This is a genomic window from Bartonella sp. CL434QHHD (assembly GCF_042195145.1).
GTDB lineage: Bacteria > Pseudomonadota > Alphaproteobacteria > Rhizobiales > Rhizobiaceae > Bartonella.
The window spans coordinates 58,371-78,202 of sequence record NZ_JBHINT010000060.1 but is presented as its reverse complement, the minus strand read 5'-3'; the positions used below and the strand labels follow the sequence as shown (position 1 = coordinate 78,202).

The window sequence follows — 19,832 nt, the reverse complement described above, 5'->3', positions numbered from 1 at the left end:
TTCTGGCTCGAAAATTTCAATCACAATGTTTTTTATTTTTTACTCTTTTAAAAAAAATCATCACAATTTGTAGTGCTATAAAAGCTAAAAACAATATTCCATGAAATAATGATACAAATGGCTGATAAATAAAATCGGAATAATACATTGTTATTGCTTCAATCAATGCTGCAATACACCACACAATGATGCCCCATAGTGAATACATCCAAAGTCCAACTAAGGCAATAGGATAGAGAATAGCCAATATAACTGATGCAAATTGCCACTGCCAAGGCATAAGATCAAAACGCCATAGAATACCTGGAAAAACACCAACAAGGCGTATCCAATAACAAATACCTAGAACTAAGCAAATAAGTGCCAAAAACCGTAAGTAACAGTTATAGATTAAATTGATTTTTGAAATATGTTTGTGAGAATTATTTTTCACAATAATAACTCTTGTTCAACAGGTTGGAAGTAAGAATCTACCATTTCATCTGTCACATTTGAAAGTTTATCTGGCTGCCATTGAGGTCTTTTATCCTTATCGATTAACATAGCACGTATACCTTCATAAAAATCATGTGAATGAATCATATGATGCGCTATGCGGTTTTCAATTTTCATACAATCTTCCAACGTTTGAGATGAATTTTGTTTCATTTGTTTCCAGATAACTTTTAAACTTGTCGGGGAACGTGACTGCAAAATATCATAACATTCTTTAGCAAATAAAACATCTTCATTGCTTTTTTTATGTAGCAACTCAAGACATTCTTCTAAGCTATGGGCACTAAAACAACTGTTAATAATACAACGTATTTCATGACTTGTTTCATAGTCTTTTGTAATTGCTCGCTCGTTTAAAGCTAAAGTGGGATCTCCTTGCTCAATAACAGCTTTTCTAATCATATCGAATTCAGTTTCAGCAATGGCGTGTGTTGCTAATCCTAAATTTAAGCAATCTCCCCACTTTATGCGTGCGCCCGTTAATGCAAGATAGATGCCAAAATGATTGGGAAGAGATGGTAAGAAAAAACTTGCACCTACATCTGGGAAAAATCCAATCGCACCTTCTGGCATAGCAAAAACTGTATTTTCTGTAACAATTCGATGCGAACCATAGAGAGAAATACCGACCCCTCCTCCCATCCAAATACCGTTTAAGAAAGCAATGTAGGGCTTTGAAAAATGTTTAATATAAGCATTTAAGCTATATTCATCCCTAAAGTATTGACAAGCAGCAACACTTTTCCCCATATGATAGATTTCTACAACATCTCCACCAGCACAAAAAGCACGCCCCTCCCCTTCAATTAAGACACAAGAAACATTATCATCTGTTTCCCATATTCTGAGAGCTTTTTTTAAAGCTGAAACCATTCGTTGATTAAGAGCATTTAATGCTGAAGGACGTGTGAGCTTTATAATACCAGCTCGCCCTTCTTTCGTAAAAGAAATATCATCATCTGCTCCAAAATTAATTTGCATCTCACACCCTTCTTAAAACAACTATTTCATTGTTTTTTTTATATTTTTTTCCCCAAGTTGAGGAAATATTTGCATGATTGCACCAATACAATATATATAAATTCCTGTTACCGAAATTCCTATTTTAACCCAATAGGGAGCCTCTAGTTGATAAAAGAAGGCAGAAATACCAAAAAAACACCATAAGAGAAAAATGGGAAAATTAACCCTACGTAAACGAAGGACTCTTACTGGATGAATAAAATAAATTGGCAAAAAAGATATAATCGCCGATAAAACAATAATGATAAAAGTAATCCACTCTCCTGGTCTGACGACAAAAAGCGTAAAAATCATCATATTCCAAACAACAGGAAATCCTTTAAAAAAATTTTCTTTGGTTTTCATACTAGTATCTGCATAATAAATAGCAGATGAAATAACAATAATTGCACTCAATGAAAATGATAACCCTACCCCCATAAAACCACTTTGATAGAGTGCAAAGGCAGGAATTAAGACATAAGTCACGTAATCAATAATATTATCTAACAGCTCTCCAGACCATGTTGGAAGAACGTATTTAACATCAAGTTTACGTGCAATTGGTCCATCTATACCATCAACGAGAAGAGCAAGCCCAAGCCAACAGAACATAGCTGTCCATTCTTTTTGAGAGGCTGATATAAGAGAAAGAAACGCTAAAAATGATCCCGAAGCTGTTAGTAAATGAACAGAAAAGGCCTTTGCTTGTGGCATTGTTACTTTTTTATGGCGTAATAATTTAGCATTTGTTTTGATTTTCTTTGTTAGTTTACGTTTCAAGTTTTTCTTATCCTCGTTTTTAAAGTCTTCAACCATCTATCAATACGCCATTTTTTACCGATGATATAACTCAGCATTTTAAAAAATCATAAAAAGGTTACTTTTTTATATCGCATTATTTATTACATACTATAATAGAAGAGCTTCATATAATAAAAAGAGAGCGATCATTTGGAAATGTTAAAATATTTTCTCAATGGAGAAAGGTTCAAGTCATTGTGATATTTGAAAAGGAAGAGCATAAAGATATTGCTGTTATTGGTGCAGGCCCTGTCGGAATGTTAGCGGCGCTGAGTCTTGCACATGAGGGGCTTTCTGTTTTTCTTGTTGGGCCCCCTGCTCATACAGATGAGTTACGGACAACTGCTCTTATGATGCCTGCAATACGCATGCTTCAAAAACTCAATATTTGGGATAATCTTCAAAAACATGCAGCAGCTTTATCTTCCATGAGAATTATAGATATAACTTCTAGAATTGTGCATGCTCCTACGGTGCATTTTTCTTCTGCTGAAATTGGTGAAAAAGCTTTTGGCTATAATATACCTAATGTAAAATTGAACAGTGCTTTAGTCGATGCTGTTACACATACGCCTAATATTACAAGATTTGTTTCTGCAGCCAAATCTGTTCATCACACAAAAAAACATGTATGTATTACTCTTGCTGATTGTAGAGTCATTCAAGCACCACTTGTTATTGCAGCTGATGGACGTCACTCTCTTACACGTGCCGCAGCAGGGATAAGTGTCAAACAGTGGAATTATCCACAAAAAGCACTTGTTCTCAACTTTTCTCATGAGTTTTCTCATCAAAATACATCAACCGAATTTCATACAGAACACGGTCCATTTACACAGGTTCCACTACCAGGACGAAGATCTAGTCTTGTATGGGTTGTTCATCCTTCCCGTGCTGAAGAATTATTGAATACAGAACCAAAAACAATTGCAAAAATGATCGAAAACAAAATGCAATCAATGCTTGGAAAGCTAAGCTTAGAAACATCAATTCAAGCATGGCCGCTTTTCGGACTTCTTTCTCGTCATTTTGCTGCTAATCGAACAATTTTAGTCGGTGAAGCCGCTCATGTTTTCCCCCCTATTGGGGCACAAGGATTGAATTTAGGATTCCGTGATGTCCAAACTTTAATTGATATTTTACCTAATAAAATATCCAATTCTAACTCTGAAATGATTGTTGCACATTATAACAAATGTCGCAAACCAGATATATTAATCCGAAGTGGAGCTGTTCATACACTGAACTCTGCTCTACTTTCTCATATGTTGCCTGTTCATATCATACGAAGCATTGGGCTTGGTTTGTTACATAGTTTCCCACCATTACGTAATTTATTTATGCGCGAAGGAATGTATCCGGGTTATGGATTCAAGGAAATTATGCAAATATCTCCAACAAAATCATCAAAACAGCCCTACTGATGCGAAAAATATCTTTGTTCTTTCTAGGAAAGAAAAAATTATTATATATATTTAGCATATTGATATGAAATAAGATAAAACTTAATTATAGACTAAAGCTTAAATTGTAAAGATATCTTGCTAAATCACATCTGTTAAATTTTGCACTATAAAGAAAATGAAAAATAATACCGTTTTTAAAGAGTTATTTTATAATATTAATTTTAATAAGAAAATAAATAATAAAAAACAGTTTTATTTAATCAATAGATTTTAAAATCTTTTTATTATTAAGTATAATATTAAAAATAAAATCATCTTTGGAACCTGTTAGTAACACAGAGGTTAATGAAGTGTTGTTTTAACAAATGGTAACAAGATGACACTAAATAAATTTTTGAAATTAAGTACTTTTTTTATAATGATTGTATGTGTCTCGTTGATAGTCACTACTTCAATAAGTGAAGTTTTTCACCTTCCTTATTGTCAAACCTTTACCTATAGCTCTACTCAAAATGTCACTAAAATAGGTCAAAACTCATTTACTGCTTCACAAGTTAAAAATTGTCTTATGCAAAATGGTTTTGAGAATATTAAACGATTGCGTTTAGATGACAATGGCATCTGGCGTGCTTTAGTAAAATTTAAAAAGTCCCATTTTTTCGTATCCGTTGACTATTCAGGAACAGTTAGCATTCAAAATGAAAGAAAAGAATATGATTGATTTTAAAACTTACAGCAACGTTTCTTTTTACAGCCGTAAGAAAAAAAATTTAAAAAAGTGCTGCCATTCTATTAAAGAATTTGCTTTCATTGGCGGTTTAAATGGAAGCATATCAGGAGCTATCGCGGCAATTCTTTCAGCTTATGGTTATATTGCTCTTCCAGGATTTGGTCCAGTTATCGCAATGGGTATAGGAGTAGCACTTTCTGCCGGAATAATAATAGGAGCACTGATAGGATCAGGAATGGGAGGAAGTGTCGGTATATGCTGTATTTTATGGGAAATTTATATGAATCATAATAATTCTTTCTCTTATAAATTTCATAATGAATAGAAATTTCTCGTCATTTTTTCTATGAAAAACAATTAAATCATCAACAAATTATATGTTCTTTTTTTTGATGAAACGATTATCATATTATAAATGAAATAACATCTAACTTATTAAAACTGTTTGCTTAATTCTTTATTATACATCAAAAAAGTAGATTTTGTAAAGCATCTCTTGAAGAAATGTAAGCGAGATATAATTATCAGTCTATGGAAGCTACATTTTTTATAGATCAAAAAATGAAAGTTATGTTTAGAAATATATATATAAACATACTTTAATTTATTTGCTCTTTCTAATAACTAATATTTCTATTTAAATTATTTTTGTTAAAGTTCAATTTAAGACATTTATATAATATATTATTAATATAGATTATTAATTATAGATAATAATCTATTTAAAAATAATTATAAAGGTATTTTATGAAAAAAATATTATTATCATTATTGTTTTTTATGGCATTTTTAATTCATAAAAATTCTGTATTAGCACTATCAACACAAGTAAATATTTATAAATTAGAAGATAACAATTTCAAAAAGGCTATTGGTAGCATTAAAATTGAAGAAAACACGTACGGTTTGATTTTCATCCCTAATTTATCTACTTTATCAGAAGGGATGCATGGTTTTCACGTACATGTGAATCCTTCATGTGATACAAAAGATGGCATAATTGGTGGAAGCGCAGGTGGACATTATGATCCAGAACATACCGGAAAACATTTAGGACCTTATAATGTCAATGGTCATCTTGGTGATTTACCAGCACTTTATGTTGATAAGCACGGATATGCCATAATGAGCGTTCTTGCTCCACGATTAAAAAAAATCTCTGAAATTAAAGGGCGCTCTTTAGTCATTCATTTAGGGGCTGATAATCAATCAGATAAACCATTACCGCTTGGCGGAGGTGGTGCACGTTTAGCGTGCGGTATTATTGAAAAATAAAGAGAGTATTGTGGCAAACTGTGATAGTACACCCCTTTACTATAAGATGTGAGAAAAATTTATTTTCTAAATCTATTTCAAGAAATTGAGTAAACTGTGTGAATATTTTATAAAATTAATATTTTTGAATGTTTACTTCGGATAATAAAAAACTTAATAATAATCAAAATGAACAGCAGTAGAAATTAAAGAAATAGTAGTGTAAATTCTCCGTAAGAAGACTTCAATATGAGAAAGTAATATTTTTAATGCTTGATATAAACAAAGCAAAAAAGTCGAATTTCACTCTCTAAAGTAGCAAATTTGTAATAAATTATAGTCATTAAGTCTAGTATCTAATGGAATCATGCCCAATGCACAAAATAGAACAGGCCTAAAACAGAATTTTTACTCTTCCCCGACTCAACCCCACTCATGAGGTACGCGAAAAAAATTTAATTGATACAATATCAATATAATAAGTCAAACAAAATAGTTAGAGTAATTTTTCATCACCCTGAAAAAAGGGCTTTTAAACAATGGAGTCTTTTTAAAAATACCCCTCATAGATACATATGATCCCAATCTAGAGGACGCATCTCACCAGTTTGATAAAATTGACGAATGAGCTTAATATAATCAAGAAAATCTTTGTTTTCCTCCACTAATCTATTAGCAGTATCCCAGTCAATATCACTACGTTCTTTGGCAGGAATTAAGATCTCACTCTCGGAAGAGTTTTCCTTATTAAGTCTTATAAATCCAATTCCATGCAAACTTGAAAGCATCCGAAGCTCTTTTAATGTATCAACTCCTTCAATTTCACTAGCTACTAAATAACTCAAATTAGCCCATGAAGAATTACTAACTGTTTGAAAAAATGCTTTTCGTAAATTTGAACGATTGATGAGAATTTTTACTTCAAAAGACCAAAGCTTTGTCTTTTTATCAAAATATTGCAAAACACAGTCTTTGATTTCACGATTCCATTCCTTGCTTAAATCTTGCATCCCTACGAGATCTGGATAAAGCCATTTATTTCCGCCTGCACCATGTTTATTACGAGAACATTTCTCATTAATGCGCTTGCTATAAACTGCAAGCTCTGACCATAAAAATTTAGATAATAACGGATAAAGATCATGCTCTTTAACAGAGCCACCTTCTGTTCTACTCTTTGCATTGTCCTCTATTGCGTCAATTTCAGCACTATCTGTTTGTTTAGTAAAATAATATTGTCGCGGTCGTCCTTCAGTGGTTTTAATTTCTGAATAACGCTTTTGTAATTGAGGGCGCTGCGATCCTATTTCAGCAACAATTTGCTGAATAAGAGCTGCATCACTATTAAGGGGATTGATTATCGCCGTTGAATGCTTTTGTTTTTGGCGGCATTTCTCTGGGTAATTTTCAAATATCCATTGAGCAATTTCTCGAGCTGTAAACTTTTTCGTTGGGTTTTTCTTTAAAAAATTAAAAACAGTGTTTGTTAAATTTAAAGTCATATGAAAAACTCCCCCTTTTATCCTCTGGGTATTTCATTATATTCAGGCGTTTTAAATGAAAGAACAATAAACTGTTTAAGTTTTTTAAAAAAAGAACATTTATCAAATTACTCAATAAAATCAAAATATTTTTTTAATTTATGACTATAACTCAAAGATCTTTTCACATAACGAAAATAAGATTGTACTTTTATAAAAAATTGTAAATGTGCTACAAATCCCCATACAAAAGCATAATCTTGTATAACTTTTCTATACACTTTTCTTTTTATTTTAACGTCGTTAGAAAAAAGTTAAAAATAATTATTCAAACATTTGATTGAACCTCACACCCGTCAATTAAAAAACTTATGTGTTTTATTTTTGAAGCAAAAAGTTACGAGCTCTCAAGTATAGATTCTGAAATGGTAAACTCTGCACACAAACCTTCAAAACTACTATTTGCTTTAATAGCATCATGGGGAATAAGAACATAATACCATTTTTTATCGCCATAAGTCGCCGCATAGCGCGTTGCATGACAACACCATTGAACTGCAGCTTCTCTCTTTTTTAAAACAATAGGATTTTGCATTTCAGAGGCTTTTTTAGGCTCACAAAGATATTTGGCATCCTTCGTTTCTACAACAAAGTCCGGTTCATAAGTCGATCCTTTATCATATTCTATTCTGAAAAAACCTCGAGCGGGTTTCATCCATTTCAAGACTTGTGCATCATCCTCTAATATTTGAGCAAATCGTAATTCCCCTTCTACTGAATCAAACTTTTGTAAAGGATAACAGCATTTTCTAAAGCCGCTGAATACAAGTTTTTTAATATCACTTTTAATGGCAGGAATATTACGAAAATCAAGAGGAGACGTCCCTTGCGGTAACACATAATGGATAGGTGATAAAGTTGTAAAACCTCGTGTAACTTTAACCGCATAATCTTTTTGCGTTTCCCATTGATGTTCTCTTAATTGCGCAACAATAAAACTAGTAAGCTTGTGCTGATAGTGAATTAATACGTTCTCAACAGCTGTATCATTGGGTAAATAAGATCGGAAATGTTCTACTATCTGACTAGCTAATTTTCGTAATAAGAGCGTATGGTTATCATAATCGACAAAGTCATTATCAATCAAACCACGAATGATGTAGTTTTCAAGATAAGGCTCTTTTACATATTCATTCTTAGAAGTAAGAAAAATGCTTTTATGGGTACGCAATTCTCGAATTAAAAGTTCTTTACTAACAGGTTGAAAATTTAAGCTTTCTAGATTTTTTAAATCAAAATCATAAAAACCATAAGTAACATCACGCGAAGGTATGAGTATAATATTTGGAATATCTATTATCAGTTCTGTTAATTGTTTTGTCAGAATTGTCACCACTTTTGATACAAGAGACTTTTGTGATGAAGGCTTAATATTCATAACTTTATTAGCAATTTTTTCTTGTATCTGTGCAGAACAAAGCATTTGAGAACTTGGCAATTTATCATTCTCTTTGATAAGATCCCACGCGATCGCTACAATTTCTTGCTCCTCAGGCGTTAATGTAGGGGAATCTGTATTACGTAATATGATACCTTGTAAATCAGAAGATGCTCCATTTATATCGGAATTACGTGTTACCATCGTTTGCATCAATAAAGCTTCTACTTGACTTGGAACTGTCACTATATCTGTCTTTTCAGAGGATATATCACCCCCTGTTCCAATCTCAATATGCTTTTTTATAATTGAGTTTGGATCGTTTGCACGATCAATAATATCTTGAAAACGATCATGCGCAATAATTGTTAAACGATCAATAACTTCCACGCCTGTTCTATACCCATAAGGCAAACGCAATCCACGCCCAATTGTTTGCTCTGTTAAAATTTCTGAAGCCGATGCACGCAACGGTACAATAGTATAGAGATTCGTAACATCCCACCCCTCCTTTAATTTATTAACGTGAATAACAATTTCTGTTGGGTCATAAGAATTTTCAATTGCAATCAGCTTTTGAATATTTTGATCTTCTTCTATATTCGACTGTTTTGTATGAATCTCTATAACTTTTCCCTTATAAGCTCCTGCAAAAAAATCATCTGATTCCAATAAATCACGCAATTTCTGTGCATGATTTGTATCTTGAGCGACAACTAAAATAAAAGGCTTAACGAACTTTTTGTTATAATCTTTTGCATAGACAATTAAATCTGCTTTCACGTTTTCATGGGCATGAATTGCATCTTGTAATTTGATATGTTCTAATTGTTCAGATGTATAATTTTGAGGTTGAAAATCTTTACGTGTAGCAACAGCAGGCTCTTTTACAAAACCATCCCTCATAGCCTCTGCAAGTGAATAACTATAGACAACATTTTTAAAATCTACGGGTTTTGCACCTATTGTTTTTGGTGTCGCTGTAAGCTCTATTCCTAAAACAGGTTTTAACTCATTAATTGCTGCCGCACCAGCAGAAGCTCGATAACGATGTGCTTCATCCATTAACAAAACTAAATCAGGAAGATTTGCGAGATAATCAAAATAACTTTCACCAATCGTTTCTTGTAAGCGTTTAATTCTCGGAATACTAGATTTTAGTGCGCCTTTTTTATTATCTGTTGTATTAATTTTAGAAATATTAAAAATATTGATAAAGGCCGTATCTCTATTCTCAAACAAACGCTTTTGTCCTTCAAAATGGTGTTCATCAACGCGAATACCTTTACCACTTTCATAATCTTCACCTGTAATAATAACGGGTCTATTGGCAATAAATTCACTCATTCCACTGAAAACGTACTTCGGACTTTGGGGACTAAAATCCTGTTTTAACTTTTCATAAATAGTCAAATTTGGCGCTAAAACAAAAAAATGGCGACTGCGACCTGTTAAATAAAGATAGCTAATAAAAGCCCCCATAAGTCGCGTTTTTCCAACACCCGTTGCTAAGGCAAAACAAAAAGAGGGAAAGTTTCGTTCAAAATCTTGTACAGAAGGATAAAGATTTTTTATCACTTCTAACTCTGCAACCAAATCAGCATTTTTAGAAAGCTCTATATTTTCTAAGATTTTTACCAAAATATTTAAAGATTCACGTTGAGGATCACGTAACGATAAGCGAGCAGAAATCCTTTTTTCAATAGTGTTCATGAAAAACTCCGCTTTTTATATACTATTCAAATAAATCTAATTCTGCTTGCGCAATATCTTTATTTTTGTTGTTTTCTTTTACCACAATCACTGGTTCAAGATTGGCTACATTTAAACTGTAATCGTCCCTTCCCCATTCGCATTTTTCTAACACTGCACGGGGGATTTTAGTGAGTGTCAGATTTTCAAAGGATGCTGATTTTGTATCAAAGGCTGTACCACAAATCAGCAACGTGCGATGAGAGCCTACCTCTTCACTCATTATACGGAGTTGTTCATGGGTCATAGCGCTTGTTGTGACATAAATATAATCTGTTTCGGTTGAGTACCCTTGCATCCAATAATGATTTTCATCAGGTGCATAGGTAAATCCCATATGTTTGCACATTGCTTCTGAAAGCATCGCAGCATTATATTCGCGACTAATAATCCATTGTCCCCATGGATCTTTTTGTAACAGAGAAGGTGCAAGGCGATAATAGCGAAATCCACCGCCACCTTGCCAATTGACACTTTTGGAAATTCCCCCTTGATCAGTTCCATCAATGACTTGTTTTAAACGAGGGATAATGTGGGTGTGACAATGTTCACCAAGTTCAATCATAATCCACTTTCTTCCCATTTTATGAGCAACAGCACCGGTTGTGCCGGAACCCGCAAAAGAATCCAATACAAGATCACCGGGATTTGTAGATATCTTAATAATTCTTTGAAGAAGATGTTCAGGTTTCGGAGTATTAAATAATTCTACTTCATGATTAATAAATATTTTTTTTAATTCATCTTTAGCATTTGCATTATTGGAGAGACCTATCCAAATAGTTTCTGGAATACTTCCTTTATTTTCTGAAAGAAAAAATTTACGGTATAAATTATTTCCTTTAATAAGAAGGCGATCCTCTTTATCTAACTGCTGCATACTCTCTAGATTAACAAGCCAAAGGCGTTTAGAAAAAAACTTCCCTGTTTTGGTGGTGTATTCATATTCAGATCCGCCTTGCTGTCTAGCCCACAACCCAAGAATACGATATGCACCTCTTGAATCATTATCTGGATTTACATATGCTTTTTTTGTTACATCATCTAATTCAATTCGATTAATATAAAATTTTGAAAAGTCTTTTGCATAAACTAAGATATGATCGTGGGTTGTGCTAAAATAACGAGAAGAATTGTCCTTTCCTCTTTTTTTATGCCATATGAGATTAGCAACAAAATTATTACGTCCAAATAACTCATCACACAGTATTTTAGCATAATGTATTTCATTGTCATCCAACTGCATAAAAAGCGCACCATCATCCGCCAGTAAATGATGTAACAATTCTAGCCGGTCTCTCATAAGACTGAGCCATATGGAATGCTCTAAACCATCTTCATAATGTTCAAAGGCATTGCCTGTATTATAAGGCGGATCGATATAGATACATTTTACCTTCCCCGTATATTCTTTCTCAAGCGCTTTGAGCGCGAGCAAATTATCACCAAAAATAAGCTTATTATCAAAAATATCTTGGGATGATATTTGATGCGAAGCGTGATAAGATTTTTCAAGATCTTCTAATAAGATACGAGGCTCTAGTTTTGGGCGTTTTTCTTTTCCAATCCAAGTGAGTTCTAGTTTTTTTTTATTATAACTCATGAGATCGTCCTTAAATTCAAATGCTTGTGAAAAGTAAACAGCTTATTCATGAATGGCTAAATTAGAGTCTCTTAACAATACTTTTAGTACCATCCGACAGCAATTTGAGCTTCTTCTGACATACAATCAGGTGTCCATGGTGGATCAAAAGTCATAGTGACTTCAACATACGAAACCCCTTCAACTGCACTGACTGCATTTTCTACCCACCCCGGCATTTCACCAGCAACAGGGCATCCCGGTGCTGTAAGAGTCATTTCAATTTTTACTGAACGATCATCTTCAATATCAATACGATAAATCAGTCCTAGCTCATAAATATCAGCAGGAATCTCTGGGTCATAAACTGTTTTAAGAGCAGCAATAATATCATTCGTCATACGATCAATTTCATCTGCTGGAATTGCTGATATGTAAGATTTTTTATCTTCACTTACAGTTTCAACAGATTCTGGAGAATGACGCTCTTCAATTAATTCAGCCATTAAAAAATGTCCTTGTTTCTTGCAATGCTTCTACCAATTGATCTATATCTTCTTTAGTGTTATACATGGCTAACGATGCGCGGCAAATAGATGTTAGACCAAAGTGCTGTAATAAAGGCTGTGCACAATGAGTTCCCGCACGTATTGCAACCCCTTTTCTATCAATAAACATAGCGATATCATGGGCGTGAATTCCTTCAATTGTAAATGATATAATAGCTCCTTTATTGGGAGAATGACCATAAATACGCAATGACTCAACCATTTTAAGTTTTTCCTGCGCATAAGCTAAAAGGGACCTCTCATGGGCATGAATCGTGCTACGACCTTTCTCTTGTATATAATCAATAGCCGCAGTTAATCCAATAGCTTCAACGATAGGAGGGGTACCTGCTTCAAAACGGTAAGGAGGAGCATTATAAAACACCTTATCGGTTGTTACCTCCTCGATCATTTCCCCTCCCCCTTGAAAAGGACGCATTTCTTCTAATCTATCTTCTTTACCATACAAAACACCAATACCAGTGGGACCATAAAGCTTATGACCTGTAAAGACATACCAATCACAATCGAGATCTTGCACATCAACGGTTAAATGTACTGCTCCTTGAGAACCATCAACAAGAACCGGAATAGAATTTTGATGTGCTAGTTTAATAATCTCTTTAACAGGAGGCACAGTTCCTAATATATTGGACATATGCGTTATAGCAACAAGCCGTGTTTTTTCGCTTAAAGCCTTTTGGAAATCTTCAATGTGCAGAACACCATTTTCATCGACAGGAACAAAAATAAGTTTAACACCTTTTTGTTCACGGAGAAAATGCCAAGGAATAATATTTGAATGATGTTCCATGATCGTTAGAACAATCTCATCACCTTCTTTGAGTTTTGGCATCGCCCAACCATAAGCAACAGTATTAATAGCTTCTGTTGCATTTTTCGTAAAAACAATTTCTTCAGCTTTTTGAGCATTTAGAAAAACACGAACGGTTTCACGAGAATTTTCATAAGATTGTGTTGCTATATTGGCTAAAAAATACATTCCCCTATGCACATTAGCATAACTATAGTGATAATAATTATTCATTGCATTGAGTACTGACATTGGTTTTTGGGCAGAAGCACTACTATCAAGATATGCTAATCGCTTTCCATAAACTTGATGGTGTAAAATAGGAAAATCACGCCGAATTTCTTCGACATTATAAGTAAATGTTTGTACGTTATTTTCCATTTTTTCTACCTTAAACATTTTTTTCAAGCCATTTACTAATGATATTCTCCAAAACGATTTGAATCTTATCCTGCTTGATGTCATCAATGAGCTCAGAGATAAATCCTTTAATCAAAAGTGCACGAGCCGTTTTAAATGGGATACCACGCGCCATAAGATAAAAAAGATAATCATGATTAATATTAGCAACTGTTGCACCATGACCGCACGCAACATCATCAGCAAAAATCTCCAGTTCAGGCTTTGCATTAAATTCTGCATCATCTGAAAGAATAAGGCTATTACAAGCCATGCGTGCATCTGTTTTTTGCGCTTTTTGAGAAACACGTATTATTCCTTGGAAAACACCAACAGCCTTATCTGTAACCACATTGCGTATAATTTCGGTTGATGTTGACTTTTCTTCCACGTGACGAACAGTCATTGTAAGATCACTATGTGTTTGTCCTGATAATAAATTTATGACGCGTAATTGAAAATTAGATTCTTCTCCCTGTAATTCAATATCGATTTCTTGGCGATTTAATTGGCTCCCTATATTAATGACATAAAGTGATAACTTTGCTCTTTGATCAAGAACAGCACAAAATCGACCAAATTGTGTAGAATTAAAATCACGATTGCGAATGAGAATCCACGTAACATCACTATCAGCAGCAATACTTAATGAAAATATTGAACTGACAAAGGTATCTTTATCATTGCCAACCTGATGTTCAATAAACATAACTTGACTATTTTTATCAACTTTTATATCCGAAAAAATATGAGATTGTCCCCCCATTTGTATATTTTGTAATTCAATGGGGATACTTAACTTTGTATTTTCAGGGATGTGAAAAAGCCAACCATCTGTAACAAAAGCTGTATTTAACTGTCCAATAAAATCTTCATCAGAAATGTTTTGATTTATCTGCACAGAATTATCTTCTAATGCGTCTGAAAGGCGTTTTACTGTAATATTGTCTACCTTTGACTCTATCGATGTTTTTCCATTGTTTATGGAGAAAACAGCACTTTCTGAAAGCAATGCATCAACCAATTGATTGTCTTGAACTTTTGAAAAATTGCTAATAGACTTCAGTAAGGTACGCAGATTGGTATAATGCCATCTTTCGATTTTACGGGAAGGAAGCCGTGTCATTTGAAACTGCTCAATAGTTTTCTTGCGGATTTCCTGTACAGCTTTATCACCAGGTAAGTCGTTTACATACTGATTAAAATTACTGAGGATATTTTCTTCAACCGCTAACAAGTTTTGCTGTGCATTCATATTTAATAACCTCAAACCGCTTCCCTGATAAGATCAGCATACCCATTTTCCTCTAAATAAAGCGCTAAGGATTTATCACCGCTTTTGATAATTTGTCCTTTATAAAGAACATGTACCGTATCAGGAATAATATAATTAAGTAGCCGTTGATAATGGGTAATCACCAAAAATGAACGTTTTGAATCCCGAAGTTTATTAACACCATCTGCAACAATTTTTAGTGCATCAATATCTAAACCAGAATCCGTTTCATCTAAAATGCAAAGTTTAGGTTCAAGAAGTGCCATTTGTAAAATTTCAGCGCGTTTTTTTTCTCCACCTGAAAAACCTACATTTAATGGACGCTTTAGCATATCCATATCTATTTCAAGTTTGGCTGAAACTTCTTTAACATATTTTATAAATTCAGGAATTTTAAGTTCTTCGTGACCTCGTGCTTTGCGTTGAGAGTTCATCGCAACTTTTAAAAATTCCATTGTTGCTACCCCTGGTATTTCCATTGGATATTGAAATGCAAGAAAAACACCATATGCAGCACGTTCTGCTGGATCCATTTCTAAAAGTGATTGCCCATTATAGAGAATATCTCCTTCTGTTATTTCATAATCATCACGACCAGCAAGTAAATAAGACAAAGTTGATTTTCCGGCTCCATTTTGTCCCATGATAGCGGCAACTTCTCCATCTTGAACTGTCAAGTTTAAACCACGAATAACTTTTGTATCGGTCTCAGCAATACGGGCGTGCAAATTTTTTATCTCTAACATAATTTAATCCTGTTTTGGCTGTTTTTTCAGATACAGATGCGGATTATTTTGCCTTAGCATCCATCTACTTTTGTAATTAGCATAGAGGTCATTTTTAGCATTATATGCTACTGTTACAGCCTTTTTACATAAAGTCTTCTATTTATCTAATTAAATAAAATTATCCAACACTACCTTCAAGGCTAATACCAATAAGCTTTTGTGCTTCGACAGCAAATTCCATGGGAAGTTTTTGAATGACCTCTTTTACAAAACCATTTACAATTAATGCGATAGCTTCTTCTTCGGGAATTCCTCTCTGCATAACATAAAAAAGTTGGTCATCAGAAATTTTTGATGTTGTGGCTTCATGTTCAAACTGAGCTGTTGCATTTTTTGCTTCAATATAAGGAACTGTATGTGCACCACAATCATTCCCGATTAACAAACTATCACATTGCGTAAAGTTACGCGCATTTTGTGCTTTTCGATGAGCTGTGACTTGTCCTCGATACGTGTTATTTGAAAAACCTGCAGAAATACCTTTGGAAATAATGCGACTGGAAGTATTTTTTCCCAAATGAATCATTTTTGTACCGGAATCAATTTGTTGATGACCGTTTGCAACGGCAATAGAATAAAATTCTCCACGCGCATTATTACCACGGAGTAAGCAAGATGGATATTTCCAAGTAATCGCAGAACCAGTCTCAACTTGTGTCCATGAAATTTTAGAGCTATCACCTCGACAATCTCCACGCTTCGTCACAAAATTATAAATACCACCCTTTCCATCTCTATCGCCAGGATACCAATTTTGTACTGTAGAATATTTAATCTCTGCATTTTCAAGGGCAATAAGCTCAACAACAGCAGCATGAAGTTGGTTTTCATCACGTTGGGGTGCTGTACACCCTTCAAGATAAGAAACATAGGAATCTTCAGCGGCGATAATCAATGTTCGTTCAAATTGGCCAGTGTTACGTTCATTAATCCTAAAATAAGTTGAAAGCTCCATAGGACAACGAACCCCTTTGGGAATATAAACAAATGAACCATCTGTAAAGACAGCTGCATTTAAGGCCGCATAATAATTATCACTTATAGGTACAACTGTTCCTAAATATTCTTTCATAAGCTCAGAATGTTCAATAATCGCCTCTGAAATAGAACAAAAAATCACACCGGCGCGTGCCAACTCTTTTTTGAATGTTGTTACAACAGAAACAGAATCAAAGACTGCATCAACAGCCACCTGCCCCGATACAGACATACTGTCATCAAAAGTGGAGGGATCAGACTGTTTTCTTACTCCTGCCAAAATCTCTTGTTCTTTAAGGGGAATGCCAAGTTTTTCATATGTTGCTAATAACTCAGGATCCACTTCATCCAAAGATTTTGGTCCTGTATGATTTTTTGGAGCAGCATAATAATAAAGCTCTTGAAAATCAATTTTAGGATATTCAAGACGCGCCCAATGAGGCTCTTGCATCGTCAGCCAACGGCGGTAAGCCTTTAAGCGCCATGTTAGCATCCATTCAGGCTCATGTTTTTTAGCGGAAATAAATTTGATAATATCCTCATTTAAGCCTTTTGGAGCTTTATCGGTTTCAATATTGGTTTCAAAACCATATTTATATTGGTCAACATCTATTTCACGTACTTGGCGTATCGTTTCTTGTACTGCCGGCATAAATTTTCTCCATTTTTTGGCGTCAAAAACCGGTAACTAAAGTCTTGTTTTTTACAAGATTAAAGTAAGCAAGTTATCTCTAGGCTATAGGTAAAGTGCAAAAATTTCAATCAAACTTATTTTATTTTTAAAATAATTCTAATTTTTATAACTTTCTGATGATAAATCTTCCCCTTTTTTCCTGCTTATAATTTGAGAAAAAAACGACAGAAAATCATCAATATCTTCAGAAGTTGTGCCACGCCCTAGCGAAATGCGAATGGCACCATTTGGAACATGATACCCCATTGCCTCCAACACTTTGCTTTGTTTTACTTTTCCCGAAGAACAAGCAGAGCCGGATGATAAAGAAAACCCTTCTAAATCAAAAGCAATTTGCATCGTTTCAGCTTTTATATTTTTCACGGTAAAGTAAGTTGTATTTGGCAAACGTTGAACTCTTTTGCCAAAAATCTCAACATTTTTACTTATTCTTTGTAGTCCATTTTCTAATTTATTGCGTAAATATATTAACTGTTCTATTTCCTCCTGTGTGAAGCAATCAGTTATTGCTGCCCCAAAAGCAGCAATAAGGGGCAATGCTTCTGTTCCTCCACGGAGACCTTTTTCTTGTCCTCCCCCAATAATAAGAGGGTGTGGCATGAGAAGATTACCACATGAAACAAAAGCACCGATTCCTTTCGGACCGCCAACTTTATGTGCAGACAATATAAAAAAGTCTCCTCCTAGCTGATTAATATCCACAAAATTTTTATCTACATATTGTGTCAAATCAACAATAAGAGTGCCTCCTAAATCCCGAACAATAGCGGCGATTTCTGTTAATGGTTGAATAACACCCGTTTCACTATTTGCAGCTTGAATAGCAACAAGAGGTAAACCTTTTGTTTTATCATGAACCGTTAAGAGTGATGTTAATTTATCTTGTTGTATGAGCCCATCTTGATCAACAGCAATGACGCTTATCAACTCTTTAGAAAAACGTCCTCCCTCTGCCACAGAGGGATGTTCAGTCGCTCCAAGGTAAAGACGAGAAAATTTAACTTTTGCATTCCCCATATTGTAAAAGGGTGTTAACAAAGTCATTGCGGCTTCACTCGCACCAGAGGTAAATACCACGTGATCTGGATCTGTTTTAAGATTTTCAGCGATTTGCCGACGAGCCTTTTGCAACAAAGTTTTAGCCGCACGCCCTTCCTTATGAACAGATGATGGATTACCAAATATTTCTAAAGATTCCAGTAACGCTATTCGTGCCACTTTTTTGAGTGGTGTTGTTGCGTTATGATCAAAATATCGGCGTTTTATAACCATTTTACATCGCAATCATTAATCTTATGAATTGATTAAAAAAATAGCGCAATTTTCTTGAAAAGTGCACTAAAAAAAGAATATCTAATAATTATTTAAGAGATTCTATGGTAAAAGTCGACCAAGATCAATGAAAGCCTTTTATTGCATTTAAGGAGCATTTTATGCCAGAAATTATTTTTAACGGTCCTGCGGGTCGGCTCGAAGGACGTTATCAACCTTCACAACAAAAAAATGCACCCATTGCGATTATTTTGCATCCTCATCCCCAATTTGGTGGAACTATGAATCATAAAATTGTCTATGACCTCTTTTATATGTTCCAACAACGTGGATTTACAACTTTACGTTTTAACTTTCGTGGTATTGGTCGTAGTCAGGGTGAATTTGATTATGGAATAGGAGAACTTTCAGATGCTGCTGCTGCTCTCGATTGGGTGCAAACACAACATCCAGACTCTAAAAATTGTTGGGTAGCAGGATATTCATTTGGAGCATGGATTGGTATGCAGCTTTTAATGCGCCGACCGGAAATTGAGGGATTTATCTCAGTTGCCCCTCAGCCTAATGTTTATGACTTTTCATTTCTTGCACCTTGTCCCTCCTCTGGGCTTATCATTCATGGCGGTATCGATAAAGTTTCCCCTCCAAAAGATGTTCAAATACTTGTCGATAAATTAAAAACACAAAAAGGTATCATCATCACACAAGAAATATTAGAAGAGGCTAATCACTTTTTCAGTGGATGTCATGAAGAACTTATTGAGCGATGTGCCCACTATTTGGATAACCATATCTCCAATGAACTTCTCGCTCCTCCTCCTGAAATACTTTCACTAACTTAGGAAAATACGATAGATTTATAAAAAATTAGCAAAAGTCGTTTCTGATCATAACAAAGTAATTTTTTCAGTTTGCATTTAAAATTTTTCTAAATTTTATTTCAGGATAGAAATGAGAATAACAGCATACCTGTTTTCTATCACTGATAAGTCTCTTTTTTAACGTAAAAAGGAAATAATACCTGTATTATTATCTTTATGTTACCAATATGTCTCTTTCTCTTGTGAGGTGTGTGTCAGTTATGATAGATAACGCATTAATAACTCATTATATAATCGC

17 protein-coding genes are annotated in these 19,832 nt (G+C 34.2%); 5 read left to right on the top strand and 12 right to left on the bottom strand.

The genetic code is table 11. From position 1 onward, the window contains the following. Positions 1 to 16 precede the first annotated feature (16 nt). From ACFILN_RS09415 to pcsA, 3 genes are read right to left on the bottom strand one after another with little or no spacing between them, the layout of a single operon-like run. Positions 17 to 433: a DUF6163 family protein gene (locus ACFILN_RS09415; RefSeq protein ID WP_375664668.1), complete on the bottom strand. Its 417-nt coding sequence runs from the start codon at positions 431 to 433 to the stop codon at positions 17 to 19. After that, the gene (locus ACFILN_RS09410; RefSeq protein ID WP_375671399.1) at positions 430 to 1,476 is read right to left on the bottom strand and encodes an enoyl-CoA hydratase/isomerase family protein; all 1,047 of its coding nucleotides are present in this window, start codon (positions 1,474 to 1,476) and stop codon (positions 430 to 432) included. The genes ACFILN_RS09415 and ACFILN_RS09410 overlap by 4 nt, the downstream gene beginning before the upstream one ends. A gap of 21 nt (positions 1,477 to 1,497) precedes the next feature. Then, positions 1,498 to 2,316 (bottom strand): phosphatidylcholine synthase, encoded by an 819-nt coding sequence (pcsA, locus tag ACFILN_RS09405; RefSeq protein ID WP_375664670.1) that lies wholly within the window; start codon positions 2,314 to 2,316, stop codon positions 1,498 to 1,500. Positions 2,317 to 2,498: 182 nt separating this feature from the next. Between pcsA and ACFILN_RS09400 the strand changes: the two genes are divergently transcribed. The 4 genes from ACFILN_RS09400 to sodC all read left to right on the top strand — a co-directional run bounded on the left by ACFILN_RS09400 (position 2,499) and on the right by sodC (position 5,712). Beyond that, positions 2,499 to 3,725, top strand: coding sequence for a UbiH/UbiF family hydroxylase (locus ACFILN_RS09400; RefSeq protein WP_375637628.1), 1,227 nt, complete (start codon positions 2,499 to 2,501; stop codon positions 3,723 to 3,725). Between the two features lie 358 nt (positions 3,726 to 4,083). Then, positions 4,084 to 4,428 (top strand): hypothetical protein, encoded by a 345-nt coding sequence (locus ACFILN_RS09395; protein WP_273791056.1) that lies wholly within the window; start codon positions 4,084 to 4,086, stop codon positions 4,426 to 4,428. Further along, the gene (locus tag ACFILN_RS09390) at positions 4,406 to 4,762 is read left to right on the top strand and encodes a hypothetical protein (RefSeq protein WP_375631138.1); all 357 of its coding nucleotides are present in this window, start codon (positions 4,406 to 4,408) and stop codon (positions 4,760 to 4,762) included. The genes ACFILN_RS09395 and ACFILN_RS09390 overlap by 23 nt, the downstream gene beginning before the upstream one ends. 422 nt (positions 4,763 to 5,184) lie before the next feature. Then, positions 5,185 to 5,712, top strand: coding sequence for a superoxide dismutase [Cu-Zn] SodC (sodC, locus tag ACFILN_RS09385; protein WP_273791249.1), 528 nt, complete (start codon positions 5,185 to 5,187; stop codon positions 5,710 to 5,712). A 542-nt stretch (positions 5,713 to 6,254) separates the two neighbouring features. Here the strand turns inward: sodC and ACFILN_RS09380 are convergent. The 9 genes from ACFILN_RS09380 to ACFILN_RS09340 form a co-directional block, all read right to left on the bottom strand. Next, positions 6,255 to 7,193: a COG2958 family protein gene (locus ACFILN_RS09380; RefSeq protein WP_375637629.1), complete on the bottom strand. Its 939-nt coding sequence runs from the start codon at positions 7,191 to 7,193 to the stop codon at positions 6,255 to 6,257. 376 nt (positions 7,194 to 7,569) lie between these two features. Then, positions 7,570 to 10,323, bottom strand: coding sequence for a DEAD/DEAH box helicase (locus ACFILN_RS09375; protein ID WP_375671397.1), 2,754 nt, complete (start codon positions 10,321 to 10,323; stop codon positions 7,570 to 7,572). A 22-nt stretch (positions 10,324 to 10,345) separates the two neighbouring features. Beyond that, on the bottom strand, positions 10,346 to 11,965 hold the full coding sequence (locus ACFILN_RS09370) for a site-specific DNA-methyltransferase (protein ID WP_375671395.1): 1,620 nt from the start codon (positions 11,963 to 11,965) through the stop codon (positions 10,346 to 10,348). Between the two features lie 83 nt (positions 11,966 to 12,048). Further along, entirely contained in the window at positions 12,049 to 12,450 is a 402-nt protein-coding gene (locus tag ACFILN_RS09365) for an SUF system Fe-S cluster assembly protein (protein WP_375663483.1), read from the bottom strand. Next, positions 12,443 to 13,687, bottom strand: a complete 1,245-nt coding sequence (locus ACFILN_RS09360) for a cysteine desulfurase (protein ID WP_375671392.1) — start codon at positions 13,685 to 13,687, stop codon at positions 12,443 to 12,445. The genes ACFILN_RS09365 and ACFILN_RS09360 overlap by 8 nt, the downstream gene beginning before the upstream one ends. A 10-nt stretch (positions 13,688 to 13,697) precedes the next feature. Next, complete coding sequence (gene sufD, locus ACFILN_RS09355; RefSeq protein ID WP_375671390.1) at positions 13,698 to 14,960, bottom strand: Fe-S cluster assembly protein SufD; 1,263 nt, start codon at positions 14,958 to 14,960, stop codon at positions 13,698 to 13,700. A gap of 11 nt (positions 14,961 to 14,971) precedes the next feature. Continuing rightward, positions 14,972 to 15,727 (bottom strand): Fe-S cluster assembly ATPase SufC, encoded by a 756-nt coding sequence (gene sufC / locus ACFILN_RS09350; RefSeq protein WP_273791255.1) that lies wholly within the window; start codon positions 15,725 to 15,727, stop codon positions 14,972 to 14,974. Positions 15,728 to 15,887: 160 nt separating this feature from the next. Then, positions 15,888 to 17,399 (bottom strand): Fe-S cluster assembly protein SufB, encoded by a 1,512-nt coding sequence (sufB, locus tag ACFILN_RS09345; protein ID WP_375631144.1) that lies wholly within the window; start codon positions 17,397 to 17,399, stop codon positions 15,888 to 15,890. A gap of 138 nt (positions 17,400 to 17,537) precedes the next feature. Next, positions 17,538 to 18,713, bottom strand: coding sequence for a cysteine desulfurase family protein (locus tag ACFILN_RS09340; RefSeq protein ID WP_375671388.1), 1,176 nt, complete (start codon positions 18,711 to 18,713; stop codon positions 17,538 to 17,540). A gap of 161 nt (positions 18,714 to 18,874) precedes the next feature. Between ACFILN_RS09340 and ACFILN_RS09335 the strand changes: the two genes are divergently transcribed. Continuing rightward, positions 18,875 to 19,555 (top strand): alpha/beta hydrolase, encoded by a 681-nt coding sequence (locus tag ACFILN_RS09335; RefSeq protein ID WP_273791258.1) that lies wholly within the window; start codon positions 18,875 to 18,877, stop codon positions 19,553 to 19,555. The last annotated feature ends 277 nt before the right edge of the window (positions 19,556 to 19,832 follow it).